Annotated in this window: 17 protein-coding genes; 11 read left to right on the top strand and 6 right to left on the bottom strand. The window is 67.2% G+C overall.

Translation table 11 applies throughout. The features are described from left to right. The first annotated feature begins 53 nt into the window (after nucleotides 1-53). The 6 genes from V7Q39_RS07420 to V7Q39_RS07395 all read left to right on the top strand — a co-directional run bounded on the left by V7Q39_RS07420 (nucleotide 54) and on the right by V7Q39_RS07395 (nucleotide 5,387). On the top strand, nucleotides 54-305 hold the full coding sequence (locus tag V7Q39_RS07420; protein WP_333815921.1) for a MerR family DNA-binding transcriptional regulator: 252 nt from the start codon (nucleotides 54-56) through the stop codon (nucleotides 303-305). Nucleotides 306-416: 111 nt separating this feature from the next. Beyond that, nucleotides 417-818 (top strand): carboxymuconolactone decarboxylase family protein, encoded by a 402-nt coding sequence (locus V7Q39_RS07415; RefSeq protein ID WP_333815920.1) that lies wholly within the window; start codon nucleotides 417-419, stop codon nucleotides 816-818. A gap of 76 nt (nucleotides 819-894) precedes the next feature. Beyond that, a complete protein-coding gene (locus V7Q39_RS07410; protein WP_333815919.1) occupies nucleotides 895-1,587 on the top strand; it encodes a phosphatidylserine decarboxylase in 693 nt (230 codons plus the stop codon). A gap of 3 nt (nucleotides 1,588-1,590) precedes the next feature. Continuing rightward, entirely contained in the window at nucleotides 1,591-2,343 is a 753-nt protein-coding gene (gene pssA, locus V7Q39_RS07405) for a CDP-diacylglycerol--serine O-phosphatidyltransferase (RefSeq protein ID WP_333815918.1), read from the top strand. Nucleotides 2,344-2,420: 77 nt separating this feature from the next. Further along, nucleotides 2,421-3,419, top strand: coding sequence for a Gfo/Idh/MocA family protein (locus tag V7Q39_RS07400; protein WP_333815917.1), 999 nt, complete (start codon nucleotides 2,421-2,423; stop codon nucleotides 3,417-3,419). 141 nt (nucleotides 3,420-3,560) lie between these two features. Then, a complete protein-coding gene (locus tag V7Q39_RS07395) occupies nucleotides 3,561-5,387 on the top strand; it encodes a M3 family oligoendopeptidase (RefSeq protein ID WP_333815916.1) in 1,827 nt (608 codons plus the stop codon). Here the strand turns inward: V7Q39_RS07395 and V7Q39_RS07390 are convergent. Next, nucleotides 5,384-5,800 (bottom strand): host attachment protein, encoded by a 417-nt coding sequence (locus V7Q39_RS07390; RefSeq protein ID WP_333815915.1) that lies wholly within the window; start codon nucleotides 5,798-5,800, stop codon nucleotides 5,384-5,386. The two genes, V7Q39_RS07395 and V7Q39_RS07390, sit on opposite strands and share 4 nt — an antisense overlap. A 135-nt stretch (nucleotides 5,801-5,935) precedes the next feature. Between V7Q39_RS07390 and V7Q39_RS07385 the strand changes: the two genes are divergently transcribed. Together V7Q39_RS07385 and V7Q39_RS07380 are read left to right on the top strand one after the other, a co-directional pair. Continuing rightward, entirely contained in the window at nucleotides 5,936-6,238 is a 303-nt protein-coding gene (locus tag V7Q39_RS07385) for a hypothetical protein (RefSeq protein ID WP_333815914.1), read from the top strand. A 298-nt stretch (nucleotides 6,239-6,536) separates the two neighbouring features. Continuing rightward, a complete protein-coding gene (locus tag V7Q39_RS07380; protein ID WP_333815913.1) occupies nucleotides 6,537-7,010 on the top strand; it encodes an MmcB family DNA repair protein in 474 nt (157 codons plus the stop codon). 49 nt (nucleotides 7,011-7,059) lie between these two features. Here V7Q39_RS07380 and V7Q39_RS07375 read toward each other — a convergent pair whose 3' ends face one another. The 3 genes from V7Q39_RS07375 to V7Q39_RS07365 are packed head-to-tail and all read right to left on the bottom strand — an operon-like array spanning nucleotide 7,060 to nucleotide 11,114. Further along, nucleotides 7,060-9,264, bottom strand: a complete 2,205-nt coding sequence (locus tag V7Q39_RS07375) for an RNA degradosome polyphosphate kinase (protein ID WP_333815912.1) — start codon at nucleotides 9,262-9,264, stop codon at nucleotides 7,060-7,062. A gap of 45 nt (nucleotides 9,265-9,309) precedes the next feature. Beyond that, entirely contained in the window at nucleotides 9,310-9,975 is a 666-nt protein-coding gene (locus V7Q39_RS07370; protein WP_333815911.1) for a chromosomal replication initiator DnaA, read from the bottom strand. Then, nucleotides 9,972-11,114, bottom strand: a complete 1,143-nt coding sequence (locus tag V7Q39_RS07365; protein ID WP_333815910.1) for an AI-2E family transporter — start codon at nucleotides 11,112-11,114, stop codon at nucleotides 9,972-9,974. The genes V7Q39_RS07370 and V7Q39_RS07365 overlap by 4 nt, the downstream gene beginning before the upstream one ends. 203 nt (nucleotides 11,115-11,317) lie before the next feature. Here V7Q39_RS07365 and V7Q39_RS07360 point away from each other — a divergent pair, with 203 nt between their 5' ends. Beyond that, nucleotides 11,318-11,839: a helix-turn-helix transcriptional regulator gene (locus tag V7Q39_RS07360; RefSeq protein WP_333815909.1), complete on the top strand. Its 522-nt coding sequence runs from the start codon at nucleotides 11,318-11,320 to the stop codon at nucleotides 11,837-11,839. Between the two features lie 4 nt (nucleotides 11,840-11,843). Here the strand turns inward: V7Q39_RS07360 and V7Q39_RS07355 are convergent, their stop codons facing one another. Beyond that, on the bottom strand, nucleotides 11,844-12,227 hold the full coding sequence (locus tag V7Q39_RS07355; protein ID WP_333815908.1) for a winged helix-turn-helix transcriptional regulator: 384 nt from the start codon (nucleotides 12,225-12,227) through the stop codon (nucleotides 11,844-11,846). A 103-nt stretch (nucleotides 12,228-12,330) separates the two neighbouring features. Between V7Q39_RS07355 and V7Q39_RS07350 the strand changes: the two genes are divergently transcribed. After that, on the top strand, nucleotides 12,331-13,161 hold the full coding sequence (locus V7Q39_RS07350; protein ID WP_333815907.1) for an SDR family oxidoreductase: 831 nt from the start codon (nucleotides 12,331-12,333) through the stop codon (nucleotides 13,159-13,161). A gap of 32 nt (nucleotides 13,162-13,193) precedes the next feature. Here V7Q39_RS07350 and V7Q39_RS07345 read toward each other — a convergent pair whose 3' ends face one another. Next, entirely contained in the window at nucleotides 13,194-13,838 is a 645-nt protein-coding gene (locus tag V7Q39_RS07345; RefSeq protein WP_333815906.1) for a hypothetical protein, read from the bottom strand. A gap of 41 nt (nucleotides 13,839-13,879) precedes the next feature. Between V7Q39_RS07345 and V7Q39_RS07340 the strand changes: the two genes are divergently transcribed. Then, nucleotides 13,880-14,294: endonuclease/exonuclease/phosphatase family protein (locus V7Q39_RS07340; protein ID WP_333815905.1), on the top strand; the 415-nt coding region annotated here is incomplete at its 3' end.

The following is a 14,294-nucleotide window of genomic DNA, read 5'->3' as shown; positions in this document are numbered from 1 at the left end:
TGACCTGAAGCGTGCTCCAGCAAGTAACGCTTGAGGAACGCAGGAGGGTGCAGATGAAGATCGGAGAGTTGAGCCGCCGCGCGGGCGTCGCCGTCGACACCCTGCGCTACGATGAACGGATCGGCCTTTTGCCGCCCACACCACGCGATGCCGGGGGCCGGCGGGATTATGACGCCGCCGCCCTGGTCTGGCTCGCCTTCCTCGGCAGGCTGAAAGTGACCGGGATGCCCTTGGCCGAGATGAGCCGCTGCCCGCCTGCGCGCCGCAGGCCCGGCAACGGCAGTCGAGCGCCGGACACTCCTTGAGGCCCACCGCGCGCGAGTGCTGGCGCGGATGGCCGAGATGCAGGCTGCCCTGCAGGCGCTGGATACCAAGATCGCCGGCTATGCGCGGCCGGAACCAACGGAGGCCCCCGAATGACCAAGAGCGAAACTTCGATCCCGGACCGCAGGGCACGCGGGCAGGCGCTGCTGGATCGCATCGACGGCGAAGCCGGGCATCGCGTGGTTGAGGCGCTGGCCGGGATCGCGCCGGACTTCGCGGACCTGCTGTTCGAGTTCCCCTTCGGCGATATCTATGCCCGCCCCGGGCTGGGTCTGCGCGACCGCGAGATCGCCACCATCGCAGCGCTGGCCGCGCTGGGCACCGCCCCGGCGCAGTTGAAGGTGCATATCGAGGGTGGGCTGAACGTGGGCCTTGCCCGCGAGGAGATCGTCGAGATCCTGATGCAGATGGCGGTCTATGCCGGCTTTCCCGCCGCCCTGAACGGGCTTTTTGCCGCGAAAGAGGTCTTTGCCGCCCGCACCGGGGCAGTCTGACCGCGGGACCTTCGTGGCGGTCCCGGAATCGGGTTTTTGATTTGCCCAAAGCCCTTCAGCCGGATAAACCCGCGCCATGAGAATGATCGACACCGTCATCAAGCCGATGCACCCCGAGGGCATCAAGTTCGTGGCGGCCTTCGCTGTCGTCACCGCCATCCTGTTCTGGATCTGGGATCCTTTGGGCTGGCTAGGTCTGGGGCTCACGCTCTGGTGCTACTACTTCTTCCGCGACCCGAAACGTGCGGTGCCGGAAAATGCGGGCCTGCTGGTCAGCCCCGCCGATGGCGTCGTCAGCCTGATCGAACGCGCCGTGCCCCCGGCCGAGCTGGGGCTGGGCCCCGAGCCGCTGGTCCGCGTCTCGGTCTTCATGTCGGTCTTCAACTGCCATGTGAATCGCGCGCCGATTGCGGGACGGGTGACGGCGGTGGCCTATCGGCAGGGGAAATTCTTCAATGCCTCGCTCGACAAGGCATCCGAGGAGAACGAGCGCAACGCACTGGCCATCGAGATGGCGGACGGCCGCAGGATCGCGGTGGTGCAGATCGCCGGGCTGGTCGCGCGGCGGATCCTCTGCTGGAAGAAGCCGGGCGACATGGTCCGCACCGGCGAGCGTTTCGGCCTCATCCGCTTCGGCTCGCGGCTCGATGTCTACCTGCCCGAAGGCGTGCATCCGCAGGTTGCGCTGGGCCAGACGATGGTCGCCGGGGAATCGGTGATTGCCCTGATCGGCCAGGACGCGCCCGCCCGCGCGGCACGGGTGGAATAGCCGATGGCGCGCCGCCCCGACGAGGCCCCGCGCGAGCTTCTGGTCCTGAAGCTTCTTCCGAACCTGGTCTCGATCATGGCGCTTTGTGCGGGACTGACCGCGATCCGCTATGCCATCGCGGGCAACTTCACCCTGGCCGTGCTGCTGATCGGCGTCGCGGCGGCGCTGGACGGGCTGGACGGTCGCCTCGCGCGGATGCTGAAATCGGAAAGTGCCATCGGGGCGGAACTCGATAGCCTGTGCGACTTCGTCAATTTCGGCGTGACTCCGGCGCTGGTCCTCTACCTCTGGGGCCTGCGCCCCGAGACGAGCCTCGGCTGGATCGCCGTGCTGGTCTATGCCGTCTGCTGCATGTTGCGCCTTGCGCGGTTCAACGTCGGCAGCAGGGTCAGCCTGGGCGAGGCGGCCGAGAAGACCAGCTTCATCGGCGTGCCCTCGCCTGCCGGGGCGCTTCTGGTGCTGTCGCCGCTGTATCTGTCGAACGCGACCAACCATGTCCTGCACCTGCCGCCGGTGCTGGTCGCGGGCTGGATGGTGGCGATCGGCGCGCTGATGATCAGCCGGGTGCGCACGCCCTCCCTGAAGCGGATCACCATCGCCACCGAACTCGTCCGCTATGCGCTGGTCGGCGCGGTGGTGGTGGTGGCGGCGCTTCTCACCTATCCCTGGACCACGCTCCTGATCCTGTGTCTGGGCTATCTGGCGGGGGTGCTGTGGCTGGCCATCCGCAGCCTGCGCAAGCCGGGCCTGGGTTGACCCTTCGCGCTGTCTACCCGGGTTGAAGCTTGCCGCAAAACCTGCCCTAGTGGCGGCGATCACCAGCGGAGGATGACATGAAGCCAGTCAGATGGGGTGTGTTGGGCGCGGCCCGCTTCGCACGCGAGCACATGGCACCTGCGATCCATGCCGCCGAAGGGGCCGAGCTTGCCGCGCTGGCGACCTCGGACCCGGCCAAGGCCGAGGGGTTCCGGGCCTTCTGCCCGTCCCTGACCGTGCATTCGACCTATGACGCGCTGCTCGCCGACCCGTCCATTGACGCGGTCTACATCCCGCTCCCAAACCACATGCATGTGGAATGGACCCTGAAATGCCTCGCGGCGGGCAAGCATGTGCTGACCGAAAAGCCCATCGCGCTGAAGGCGCGCGAGATCGACCAGATCATCGCCGCCCGCGACCGGACCAGGCTTCTGGCCGCCGAGGCCTACATGATCGTCCACCACCCGCAATGGCAGCGCGCGAAGGAATGGCTGGAGGCGGGCGAGATCGGCGATCTGGTCCATGCCGACGTGGCCTTCAGCTTCAACCTCACCGACCTCGACAACATCCGCAACCGGCCCGACGCGGGCGGCGGCTCGCTTCGCGACATCGGCGTCTACACCTTCGGCTCGATGCGCTTCGTCACCGGGGCCGAGCCGGTGGATATCTCGGCCCGCATCCACCGCGACAACGGTGTCGATACCTTCGCCCAGGTCGCGGCCACGATGGAGGGGCCGCCGAAGAAACCGCATGTGGGCCGCTTCACCTATGGCTCGATGACCTCGATGCGGATGTACAACCGGCAGGTCGCGACCTTCCAGGGCACCAAGGGCATGATCCGGCTCGAGGGCGGCCCGTTCAACGCCAATGTCAACGACCTGGCCGAGGTGGAACTGCACCAGAACGGCAACCGGGTGACGGTGGAACGCTTCCCGACGGCGAACCAGTACAAGCTGCAGGTCGAGGCCTTCGGACGGACGGTGCGCGAAGGGGTGCCCTATCCCTGCCCGCTGGAATTCGTCCGCGGGACGCAGGCGATGATGGACCGGGTCTACGAGGTCGCGGTCGAGATCTGACGCGCCGCTCGTCGATGCCTTCGGCCCTCCTCGCTGGTGGCGCATCACGACGAGAAGCCGAAGGCGCACGAGGAGGTGTCCGGGGCTTTTCCCGGAGCCGCCCGCAGCATAGATGACACTGACCATTTGCCGGAGATCGCGATGACCCTTGACCTGCCCCAGCCCGTTTTCGACGCCAATGCCTCGGGGGGCGGGTTCGGCAACCTGCCGGACTGGGACCTGACCGATCTCTACCCTTCCGCCGACGGCCCGGAATTCGCCGCCGATATGGCCGAGCTGGAACGCGCCTGCGCCGCTTTCGCCAAGACCTACGAGGGGCGCCTCGGGCGGCAGGATGCGGCGGGACTCCTCGCCTGCGTGCAGGAATATGAACGGATCGAGGTGATCGCCGGGCGGCTCATGTCCTATGCGGGCCTGCGCTATTACCAGAACACCATCGACCCCGAGCGCGCGCAGTTCATGGGCAATGCGCAGGACAAGGTGACCAATGCCACCACGCCGCTGGTGTTCTTCTCGCTCGAGTTCAACCGGCTGGACGATGATCACCTCGCCCGTCTGATGGCCGACAACGCCGACCTCGCCCGCTACAAGCCGGTCTTCGACCGGATGCGCGCGATGCGGCCGCACCAGCTGTCGGACGAGCTGGAAAAGTTCCTGCATGACGAAAGCGTCGTCGGCGCCAGCGCCTGGAACAAGCTCTTTGACGAGACCATGGCCGGGCTGATGTTCAGCGTCGAAGGCGAGCCGGAGGAGCTGAACCTCGAAGCCACGCTGAACCTGCTCAGCGACCCCGTCCGGTCGCGGCGCGAGGCGGCGGCTCATGCGCTGGCGGGCGTGTTCGACCGCAACATCAAGCTTTTTACCCGCATCCACAACACTCTGGCCAAGGAAAAGGAAATCCACGACCGCTGGCGCAAGATGCCCACCCCGCAGACCGGGCGGCACCTGTCGAACCATGTGGAGCCCGAAGTGGTCGAGGCTTTGCGCAATGCCGTGGTCGCGGCCTATCCGAAGCTCTCGCACCGCTACTACCGGCTGAAGGCCAAATGGATGGGCCTCGACAAGCTGCAGGTCTGGGACCGCAACGCGCCCTTGCCGACCGAGACCCCGCGCACGGTGGACTGGGCCGAGGCGCGGAAGACCGTGACCGAAGCCTATGCCGCCTTCGACCCCCGGATGGCCGACCTCGCGGCGCCCTTCTTCGACAAGGGCTGGATCGACGCCGGCGTGAAACCCGGCAAGGCGCCGGGGGCCTTTGCGCACCCGACCGTGACCACCGTGCATCCCTACGTCATGCTGAACTACCTCGGCAAACCGCGCGACGTGATGACGCTCGCGCATGAGCTGGGCCATGGCGTCCATCAGGTGCTGGCGGCGGGGCAGGGGGAGCTGCTCTCCTCCACCCCCCTGACGCTGGCCGAAACCGCCTCCGTCTTCGGCGAGATGCTGACCTTCCGCAAACTGCTCGACCAGGCGCAGACGCCGGAAGAGAAGAAGACCCTGCTGGCCGGCAAGGTCGAGGACATGATCAACACCGTCGTCCGCCAGATCGCCTTCTACGATTTCGAGTGCAAGCTGCATGCCGCCCGCGCCGAGGGCGAGTTGACGCCGGAGGACATCAACGCGCTGTGGATGTCCGTGCAGGCGCAGTCGCTGGGCGATGCCTTCGAGTTCATGGACGGGTATGAGACCTTCTGGGCCTATATCCCACACTTCATCCACTCGCCGTTCTACGTCTACGCCTATGCCTTCGGCGATGGGCTGGTGAACGCGCTCTATGCCGCCTATGCGGGCGGGCTGCCGGGGTTCCAGGAGAAATACTTCGCCATGCTGAAGGCGGGCGGGTCGATGCACCACAAGGAACTGCTCGCCCCCTTCGGCCTCGATGCCAGCGACCCGAAATTCTGGGACAAGGGCCTCAGCATGATCGCGGGCTTCATCGACGAGCTGGAGGCGATGGAGACCTAGCCCTCCAGATGCGCGGCAAGGTCTTGGTCGGGAATGTCCGACAGGTCCTTGTCGATCTCCTGCGCGATCTCTGTGGCAATCGCCTTAGGCATCGCCTTGCGCAGCTCGCCCAGCATCTTCGGTCCGGCGGCCAGCACGATGCGCCCCGCGCCGCCTTTCCGCCATTCGGCCTCCAGGGCCGCGACGATGTGCTTTGCCAGCCGCGGCCGCTCGATCTCGGCCGGGCGGCCGGTCTCATGCCCGAAGCTGATCCCGCCCGAGCGGTTGCGCCCCGGCTCGATCAGCACGTGCGAGACATTGGCGAAATCATCGGCTCCGGCGGCATGGATCGGCTCCATCCGCCCGCCATTCCCGCGCAGCAGGCGGAAGCTGCGGTCATCGGCGATGCAGTAAAGCGTGTCTGCGGCTTTCATCGGCGGTCCTCCTCATCCTGTGTGCCGCCGGTCCGGCAGCCCGGCCCTGCGGCGGATTCGCGCAACAGGCCAACGCAGGGCTTGGCAAGCCGGTTCCGCCCGCCTAGCTTCCAAGGTGACAGACCGGAGGTCCCGATGCCCAAGCTCGTCCGCCTTTATATCCAGAGCGTCGCACTCGGCTTCGTCCTCTCGGCGGCATTCACCACCGGGCTTCTCTGGCTGGACGTGGCGGGGCTGGGCCATCTGGTCATGGCGTCGAACATCGGCTGGATCGCGGTGGTGATGCTGGTGGTGTTCAACGGCATAATCTTCTCGGCTGTCCAGTTCGCCTTCCGCATCATGAGCATGGCGGAAAAGGACGAGGGCCCGAAAGGCGGGCGCGGTGTGCGCGAGCCGGTGCTGATCCCGGTGCCGGTGAAGGTTCCCGCCCGGCGCTAGGGTGGCGGGCCCGCAGCAACCGTGAGGGCCGGGGTTTTCCCGAGAGCCAGAGGTCTCAGGTGGGCGCCAGATACCCGGACCAGGATCCGGGCAGAGCCAGCCCCCGTTCGCTTGCTTATCGGCCACTGGAAAATTGGCCCAGCACGCGAGGAGCAGAACCCGCCAAGGCTCAAGATAGGGCGCGGATCAGGCGGGTGCAAGCTGTCGAGCCGTCTGGCAAAACATCGGATCTGTCCAAAAAATTTCTAGAAACTTTTTGGAACCCTGCCGCCGCTGGACAGATGTTCACCTTTGGTTCATGATCGGTGCCATGGACATGCCCGTCAACATTTCCGAGATCTTGCCCGCCCTGCCGGGCCAGCGCCTGCAAAGGGGCGTCTGCCGGGGCCTGCGGCAGCTGGATTTCGTCTGCGTCGAGGAGTTGATCCCCTGTGCGGGCCTGCGCGTCGACGTCATGGCCCTGGGGCCGAGGGGCGAGGTCTGGGTGGTGGAATGCAAGTCGGGCCGGGCGGATTATCGGGCGGACCGCAAGTGGCAGGGCTATCTCGACTGGTGCGACCGGTTCTTCTGGGCGGTGGACGCGGATTTCCCGGTCGACCTGCTGCCCCCCGACACCGGGCTGATCCTCGCCGACAGCTATGACGCCGAGGTGGTGCGGATGGCGCCCGAGACGCCGCTCTCCGGCGCGCGGCGCAAGGTGGTGCTGCGCACCTTCGCCCGGGCGGCCGCGGGGCGGTTGCAGCTGATGCGCGATCCGGGCGCGGGCGTCTGAGACGCCAAGTTCCGTCCGGGATAATTTGCTCGAAGGTATCTGCCCGATCTTACGGCGCCGCCGCCGCCGCGCCGCCCGCATCGTCGTCCTTCACCGCGATCAGCCGCGGCGCATCCTTCGCCGCCGTGCCCCGGCCCGATAATGAGGGGTTCTGCATGAAGAACTGGTGGCAGTTGAAAAGCTTCGCCCCCTCCGGCCCCAGGTCGCGGGTATAACTGCCATCGGGCGCCAGCACCCAGCTCTGCGCCTCGTCGGCCAGGTTCGCCGCCATGATCTGGCTCAGGATCTGGTTCTTGACCGTGGGGTTATGCGCCTCGACCAGGGTCTCGACCCGGCGCGTCAGGTTGCGGCCCATCCAGTCGGCGCTGGAGAAGAACACCCGCGCCTTCCTGGCGGGCAGTGCATGGCCGTTGCCGAAGCAGACGATGCGCGAATGTTCCAGGAACCGCCCGACGATGGACTTCACCCGGATGTTCTCGCTCAACCCCTTCACGCCGGGCCGCAGCCCGCAGATGCCGCGCACGACAAGACTGATCTTCACCCCCGCCTGGCTTGCGGCATAAAGCGCGTCGATCACGTCCGATTCGATGATCGAGTTCATCTTGGCCCAGATTTCCGCCGGACGCCCGGCGCGGGCGTGTTCCGCCTCGGCCGCGATCAGTTCCAGAAGGCGCGGCTTCAGCGTGATGGGCGAGATCGCCAGATTCTCCAGCCCCTCGGGCTGCACATAGCCCGACAGGTAGTTGAACACCTTTGTCGCATCCCGCCCCAAGGCCGCATCGCAGGTGAAGAACGACAGGTCCGTGTAGATGCGGGCAGTGATCGGGTGATAGTTGCCGGTGCCGTAGTGCGTATAGGTCACCAGATGATCGCCCTCGCGCCGCACGACGGTGCTGATCTTGGCATGGGTCTTGTAGTTGACGAAGCCGTAGACGACATGCGCCCCCGCGCGTTCCAGTCGCCGCGACTGCCGGATGTTCGCCGCCTCGTCGAAGCGGGCCTTCAGCTCCACCAGCGCGGTGACGGACTTGCCGTTCTCGGCCGCCTCGCATAGCGCGCTGACGATCGGGCTGTCCCAGCTCGTCCGATACAGCGTCTGCTTGATCGCCAGCACGTTCGGGTCGGTCGCCGCCTGCTGCAGGAAGCGGATGACCATGTCGAAGGTCTCGTAGGGATGGTGCAGCAGCATGTCCTTCTGCCGGATCGCCGCGAACATGTCGCCCTCGTGGTCCTGCACCCTCTCCGGCACACGGGGGGTGAAGGGCGGCCACATCAGGTCGGCGCGCGAGGGCAGGATCAGCTCCTTCAGGTCGGCGACGCCCAGAAGGCCCTTGACCTCCACCACCTCGTCCTCGCTGACCGCAAGCTCTTCCATGATCAGCGCGCGCAAGCTCTCGGGCGCACCGGCGGACATCTTCAGCCGGATCACCTCGCCCCGGCGGCGGCGCTTCAGCGCGGTCTCGAATTCGCGCACCAGATCTTCCGCCTCGTCCTCGACCTCGAGATCGCTGTCGCGCAGCACGCGGAAGGTGCAATGGCCCCGGTCGGTATAGCCGGGAAACAGCATGTTCAGATGCAGAAGCAGCAGCTCTTCCAGCGGCAGGAAACGATGCTCGCCCTCTTTCCCGGGCAGGGGGACGAAGCGGGAAATCTGCTGCGGGATCGGCAGCAGCGCCTTCAGCTGGCGGCGGTCCGATACCCGTTCCAGTTCCAGGGCCAGCGAAAAGCCGGTGTTCGGGATGAAGGGAAACGGATGCGCCGGGTCGATGGCCAGGGGCGAAAGCACCGGGAAGACATTCGACAGGAAGTGGCTTTCCAGATGCTTCAGGTCCCGCGCCGTCAGCTTAGATCGCGCGACGATGCTGATCCCTTCGGCCTCCATCTCCCTGCGCAGGCGGTTGAAGGTGGTCTGCTGCGTCTGCATCAGCCGCCGCGCCTCGGCGTTGATCAGCTGCAATTGTTCCGCCGGGCTGCGGCCATCCTCGGACAGCGTCGCGTTGCCGTTCCGAACCAGGGCCCGCAGGCCCGCGACGCGGACGGTGTAGAATTCGTCCAGGTTGGTGGCGCTGATCGACAGGAAGCGCAGCCGTTCCAGAAGCGGCACGGCGGGGTTCGCCGCCTCTTCCAGCACACGCCAGTTGAAGGCGAGCCAGCTGAGTTCGCGATTGAAGAAACGCCCCGGCCCGGCGGTTTCCGCGAAGGGCAGCTCGATCGGCGCGGGGAAGGGAGAGCGGAGGAAATCGGCCTGTGTCATGGCGCGCTTATGCCGCGGCTTGTGTGAAGGTATCGTGACAGTCTTTCATTCGCGATCAAGCCTGTCCAGCACCTCGCCTGCCAGCGCCCGGGTGATCGGACGCCCCAGTGCCAGGGCCTGCGCATCCAGCGCCGCGACCAGCGCACGGGCCGCGCCGATGGAGCGTGGCATCCGGCTGACGAGGTAGGGAATCAGGTTCGCGGGCACCGCGACCTGCCGGTCGGCGAAAAGCTTGACCAGCACGGCAGAGAGCAGCGCATCGTCGGGGCTGTCCAGATGCGCGATGGGGGTGGCCTGCATCCGGCTGATCAGGTCGGGCAGCGTCAGCCCCCAGTCGCGCGGCGGGGTGCGGGCCGTCATCAGCAGCGCGCCGGTCGTGGTCGCCAGATTGTGCAGGTGGAAAAGCTGCGCCTCGGCCTCGCCGATCCGGTCGGCATCCTCGACCACCACCGCCCGACCCGACAGATCCGCGATATCCGTCTCCGGCAGCCCTTCGGCGGGCAGGATCGCCGCATCGGCCAGCGCGGCCCAGATATGGGCAAGATGGGTCTTCCCCGCACCCTCGGGTCCGACGAGCAGCAGCTTGCGGCCCGGCCAGTCGCGCCAGCCTTCCACGGTCTGCAAGGCCAGCGCATTCGAGGGCGCGGCGAAGAAATGCTCCCGCGTCATCGCCTGAAGGTCCGGCAGGTCGAAGGCCAGTTGGCGGATCACGCGCTGGAGTCCGATCTGGCCGCCTTGCGACGCCGGGGCTTCGGCGCCTCGGGCGCGGTGGTGAAACTGGCGGTCTGGACGGGGGCCCCGGCCTTGCCCTGGTACAGAAGGCTCGCCCGGTACCGCTCGATGGCGAAGCGGGTCAGGACGCCGATCGAGGCGGCGACCGGCACCGCGATCAGCATTCCGACGAAGCCGAAGATCGTGCCGAAGGCCGACAGCGCGAACAGAAGCCAGACCGGATGCAGCCCCACCGACTTGCCGACAAGGCGCGGGGTCAGGATGTTGCCCTCGATGAATTGCCCGGCGGCGAAGATCGCGGCGATGATGCCGATCTGCACCCAGTCGCCCCAGAACTGGAACAGCGCGAGGCCGATGGCCAGGGCCCCGCCCACCAGCGAGCCGATATAGGGAATGAAGGTGATCGCCCCGGCAATCGCCCCGACGATCAGGCCGAACTGCAGCCCCGCTGCCATCAGCGCCACGGCATAGAAGGTCCCCAGCGCCAGGCAGACCGACACCTGCCCCCGCACGAAGCCCGCCAGCACCGTGTCGATCTCGCGTGCAAGACGGCGGATGGTCGGCGCGTGGTCCAGCGGCAGCATCCCGTCGATCTTGGCCACCATGTCGTCCCAGTCGAGCAGCAGGTAGAAGGCCACCACCGGCACCACGACGATGAACAGCACGATGGAGATGACGCCAAGCGCCGAGGACAGCACCCCCTGCGCCAGCTCGGCCCCGCGCGACTGGATGGCGACGCCGATTTCCGCCAGCGTCTGCCGGATGGTCGAGGTGGAATCCGCCAGGTCGGGGAAGCGTTCCAGCAGGAAGCCTTGCAGGCGCTTCATGATATCCGGCGCGGCATTGACCAGCGCGGTCAGCTGGTTGACCAGCGTCGGGATCACCGCCAGCACCAGAAGCACGACCAGAAGCACCGCCGCCAGCGAGATGACCGAGGTCGCCGCCGCGCGGGAAAGGCCCGCCCGCTCCAGCCGGTCGGCCACCGGGTCGAGGAAATAGGCGATGGCCCCGCCGACGATGAAGGGCAAAAGCACATCGCTAAGCGCAAAGATCACCAGGAAGAAGATCAGGGCGGCGATGCCCCAGTAGCTCACCTGGTGTGAAGTCGGCAGCGCCATCCGCGGGCTCCTTCCCTTTGTCCCACATATCGCCGCAGCGGCGCCACCGCGCAAGAGGCGCCGCCCGCGTGCAGCAAGCGGTTGCATCCGGCCGCGGCTCTGCTTTGATCGGCAGAGGCTGCGGCGAATCCCGCCCGCGCCAGCGGCGAAGAGGTGCATCAGGTGACTGCAAATCCGCTTCCGGCCCCGGTTGTCCGGCGCCCATGATTTCCGGCCTTGATATCCGTACCGCCGGACGGCGTCAGATCGTGGTGCTTCTGCTGTTCCTCCTGGTCCAGACGCTGGGAGCGGTATCCCTGGTCGCCGACGTGACCGGCGACCTGCTCGAGGATCCCGGATCGCCGCAATTCCTGTTCGAGGCCTTCGTCGCCGCGACGCTGGTGCTGGGCGCCGTGTTCGGCGCCTTCGCGCTCAACCGCACGGTCCAGCTTCTCCGCGCCCAGGACCGGGCGCTGGCGGTGGCGCAGGGCGCACTCTCGGACGTGATCCACCGCCAGTTCCAGACCTGGACCCTGACCCCGGCCGAACGCGACGTGGGGCTTCTCGCGCTCAAGGGCCTCGACGTGGCCGAGATCGCCGAACTGCGCGGCGCGGCCCAGGGCACGGTGCGCGCCCAGCTGACCCGGATCTACCAGAAGGCCGGCGTCTCGGGCCGCGCCCAGTTCGCCGCCTTCTTCGTGGAGGACCTGCTCGGCGCAGGCGTCCCCACGGCTCCCACGGGCTGACCGGCTATTCCGCCGCCAGAGCCGCCTTCCCGGCCATGATCTCCGGCAGCGCCGTCTCGATCCAGCCCGCCAGCGCCACCACATGCGTTGCCGCCTGCACCCCCAGCGGAGTCAGCTCGTAATCCACATGCGGCGGCACCACCCGATGCGCGGTCCGCAGCACGAACCCGTCTGCCTCCAGATCCTTCAGCGTCTGCGACAGCATCCGCTCGCTGACGCCCCCCACCTTGCGCCTGAGCTCCGCAAAGCGGTGCGACCCCGTCGCCAGCGCCACCATCACCAATGTGCCCCAGCGGCTGGTCAGGTGCTGCAACACCGGCCGCGACGGACAATCCGCCGCCAGCACATTGCCCAACTGCCAGCGGTCCAACAGCTCTTGTGCATCCATGCCGGTCATCCTGTGCGGCCCTGTTCCATACTAACAAAATTGTGCGTACTTCCTTTTCGTAAGTAATGGCGTATCTCTTCCCCGTCAACCACAGGAGAGACCCATGACCATCGCCGTCACCGGAGCCACCGGCCATCTCGGCCGCCTCGCCATCGCCGCGCTGAAAGCCCGCGGCGCAACCCCCGTCGCCCTCGTCCGCGATCCGGCCAAGGCCGCCGACCTCGGTGTGGAAGCCCGCGCCTTCGACTACACCAGCGCCGATCCCGCCGCGCTGAAGGGCGTCGACACGCTGGTCCTGATCTCTTCGAACGATTTCAACGACCGCGCCGGGCAGCACCGCAAGGTCATCGCCGCCGCCAAGGCCGCAGGGGTCAAGCGGCTGGTCTATACCTCGATCCTGAAAGGCGACGCCTCGCCGATGCTTCTGGCGCAGGATCATATCGCCACCGAGGCCGCGATCCGTGACGCGGGCATCCCCGCCACCCTCCTGCGCAACGGCTGGTATACCGAGAACTACATCGGCGCGCTTGGTGCCGCCGTCCAGCATGGCGCGATCATCGGCGCCGCGGGCGAGGGCCGGGTCAACTCCGCCGCCCGCAAGGACTATGCCGAGGCCATCGCGGTCACGGCGCTCGATGCCGCCCATAGCGGCAAGACCTATGAACTGGCGGGCGATACGGCGCACACCGGCGCCGAGTTTGCCGCCGCCGTCGCCAAGGCCGCGGGCAAGCCCGTCGCCTATGTGCCGATGGCAGAGGCCGATTATGCAAAGGCCCTGCAGGGCTTCGGCCTGCCCGAAGGCTTTGCCCGGATCCTCGCCGACAGCGATGCCCAGGCGGGCCATGGCGCGCTGGCCGATGACAGCCGCACCCTCAGCCGCCTGATCGGCCGCCCGACGACGCCCATCGCGGACACCATCGCCGCAGCGCTTTGACCGGCAGGGCAGGGCGCCGTCGGGCGCCCTGCCTACCGCCGCTTCCGGGCAAAGACCTTCCGGAACCGCGTCCGGTTGGTCTCGATGAACAGATCGAAAGGCGCCCCCAGCCGTCCCGCCCGGTCCAGAAGGTAGACCACCCCCGCCCCTGCCGCCAGCGCCGCCCCCACCGCGTCGACCATCAGGTCGGCCATCGTGTCCGGCAATCCCGACTTCATCATGTTGAAGCCGAACAGCGTATCCATCGCATATTCGAAGATTTCCCACAGCGCGCCGACGGTCATCGCCAGGCAGAAGGACAGCACCCCCAGCGCCCAGGGCGGCGCGGCGTAGCGGTCGCCCTGGAACAGCATGAAGACCAGCAGGAACCCCAGGATGCCGAAGCCCATGGCCGAGCCGAAATGCAGCACCAGGTCCCACCACCAGAAGCGGTTGTAGAAATCCTGCACCTCGCCCAGGTAAAGCGTCGCCAGCACGAAAAGCCCGATAGCGGCCAGGAAGCTCGGCGGCAGGCGCAGGCCGACCCGCCCGGCCAGAACCCCCGGCAGCACGGTCAGCACCAGCGCCGCCAAGGTGATGAAGACCGCGGGCCAGACCCCGCGCAGCAGGGCGATTCCGGCCTCGAAGGCCAGAAGCGCGCGGATGGCGGTCAGGACGATGGTGGACGGTGCGGGCAAACTCTTCTCCCGGTCTGGCCCCTGTGCCCTATATTAGAGGGATGAATCTCGAGTCCAAGCCCAGCCTGCGCGTCGCCTCCTGGAACATCCGGGCCGGCCTCGGCACCGACCTCCGCCGCGATGCCGACCGGGTGCTTGCGGGCATCGCCGCGCTTCAGGCCGATATCGTCGCGCTGCAAGAAGCCGATTTTCGCCTCGGCGACCGCCCCTCTGCGTTGCCGCGCGAGCGGATTGCGGCGTTGACGGGTCTTTCTCCTTTGCCGATCGGGCAGAGTGCGGTGAGTCTCGGCTGGCATGGCAATGCGCTTCTGGCGCGGCCCGGGATCCGTCTTGCGGGGCTCGACCGGCTGGATCTGCCGGGGCATGAGCCGCGTGGCGCGGTGATCGTCGATCTCGACACGCCCGCGCCGCTGCGGGTGGTGGCCGTCCATCTCGGCCTGCTCCGCGCCGCGCGCC

It is taken from the genome of Tabrizicola sp., from assembly GCF_036781545.1.
GTDB lineage: Bacteria > Pseudomonadota > Alphaproteobacteria > Rhodobacterales > Rhodobacteraceae > Tabrizicola.
The sequence above is the reverse complement of the archived record's forward strand: the minus strand, read 5'-3'. Positions and strand labels throughout refer to the sequence as shown.

Excerpts from the sequence above, each read along its gene's own strand:
- V7Q39_RS07420 (WP_333815921.1), top strand. The coding sequence starts at position 54 with ATGAAGATCGGAGAGTTGAGCCGCCGCGCGGGCGTCGCCGTCGACACC.
- V7Q39_RS07415 (WP_333815920.1), top strand. The coding sequence starts at position 417 with ATGACCAAGAGCGAAACTTCGATCCCGGACCGCAGGGCACGCGGGCAG.
- V7Q39_RS07410 (WP_333815919.1), top strand. The coding sequence starts at position 895 with ATGAGAATGATCGACACCGTCATCAAGCCGATGCACCCCGAGGGCATC.
- pssA (WP_333815918.1), top strand. The coding sequence starts at position 1,591 with ATGGCGCGCCGCCCCGACGAGGCCCCGCGCGAGCTTCTGGTCCTGAAG.
- V7Q39_RS07400 (WP_333815917.1), top strand. The coding sequence starts at position 2,421 with ATGAAGCCAGTCAGATGGGGTGTGTTGGGCGCGGCCCGCTTCGCACGC.
- V7Q39_RS07395 (WP_333815916.1), top strand. The coding sequence starts at position 3,561 with ATGACCCTTGACCTGCCCCAGCCCGTTTTCGACGCCAATGCCTCGGGG.
- V7Q39_RS07390 (WP_333815915.1), bottom strand. The coding sequence starts at position 5,800 with ATGAAAGCCGCAGACACGCTTTACTGCATCGCCGATGACCGCAGCTTC.
- V7Q39_RS07385 (WP_333815914.1), top strand. The coding sequence starts at position 5,936 with ATGCCCAAGCTCGTCCGCCTTTATATCCAGAGCGTCGCACTCGGCTTC.
- V7Q39_RS07380 (WP_333815913.1), top strand. The coding sequence starts at position 6,537 with ATGATCGGTGCCATGGACATGCCCGTCAACATTTCCGAGATCTTGCCC.
- V7Q39_RS07375 (WP_333815912.1), bottom strand. The coding sequence starts at position 9,264 with ATGACACAGGCCGATTTCCTCCGCTCTCCCTTCCCCGCGCCGATCGAG.
- V7Q39_RS07365 (WP_333815910.1), bottom strand. The coding sequence starts at position 11,114 with ATGGCGCTGCCGACTTCACACCAGGTGAGCTACTGGGGCATCGCCGCC.
- V7Q39_RS07360 (WP_333815909.1), top strand. The coding sequence starts at position 11,318 with ATGATTTCCGGCCTTGATATCCGTACCGCCGGACGGCGTCAGATCGTG.
- V7Q39_RS07355 (WP_333815908.1), bottom strand. The coding sequence starts at position 12,227 with ATGGATGCACAAGAGCTGTTGGACCGCTGGCAGTTGGGCAATGTGCTG.
- V7Q39_RS07350 (WP_333815907.1), top strand. The coding sequence starts at position 12,331 with ATGACCATCGCCGTCACCGGAGCCACCGGCCATCTCGGCCGCCTCGCC.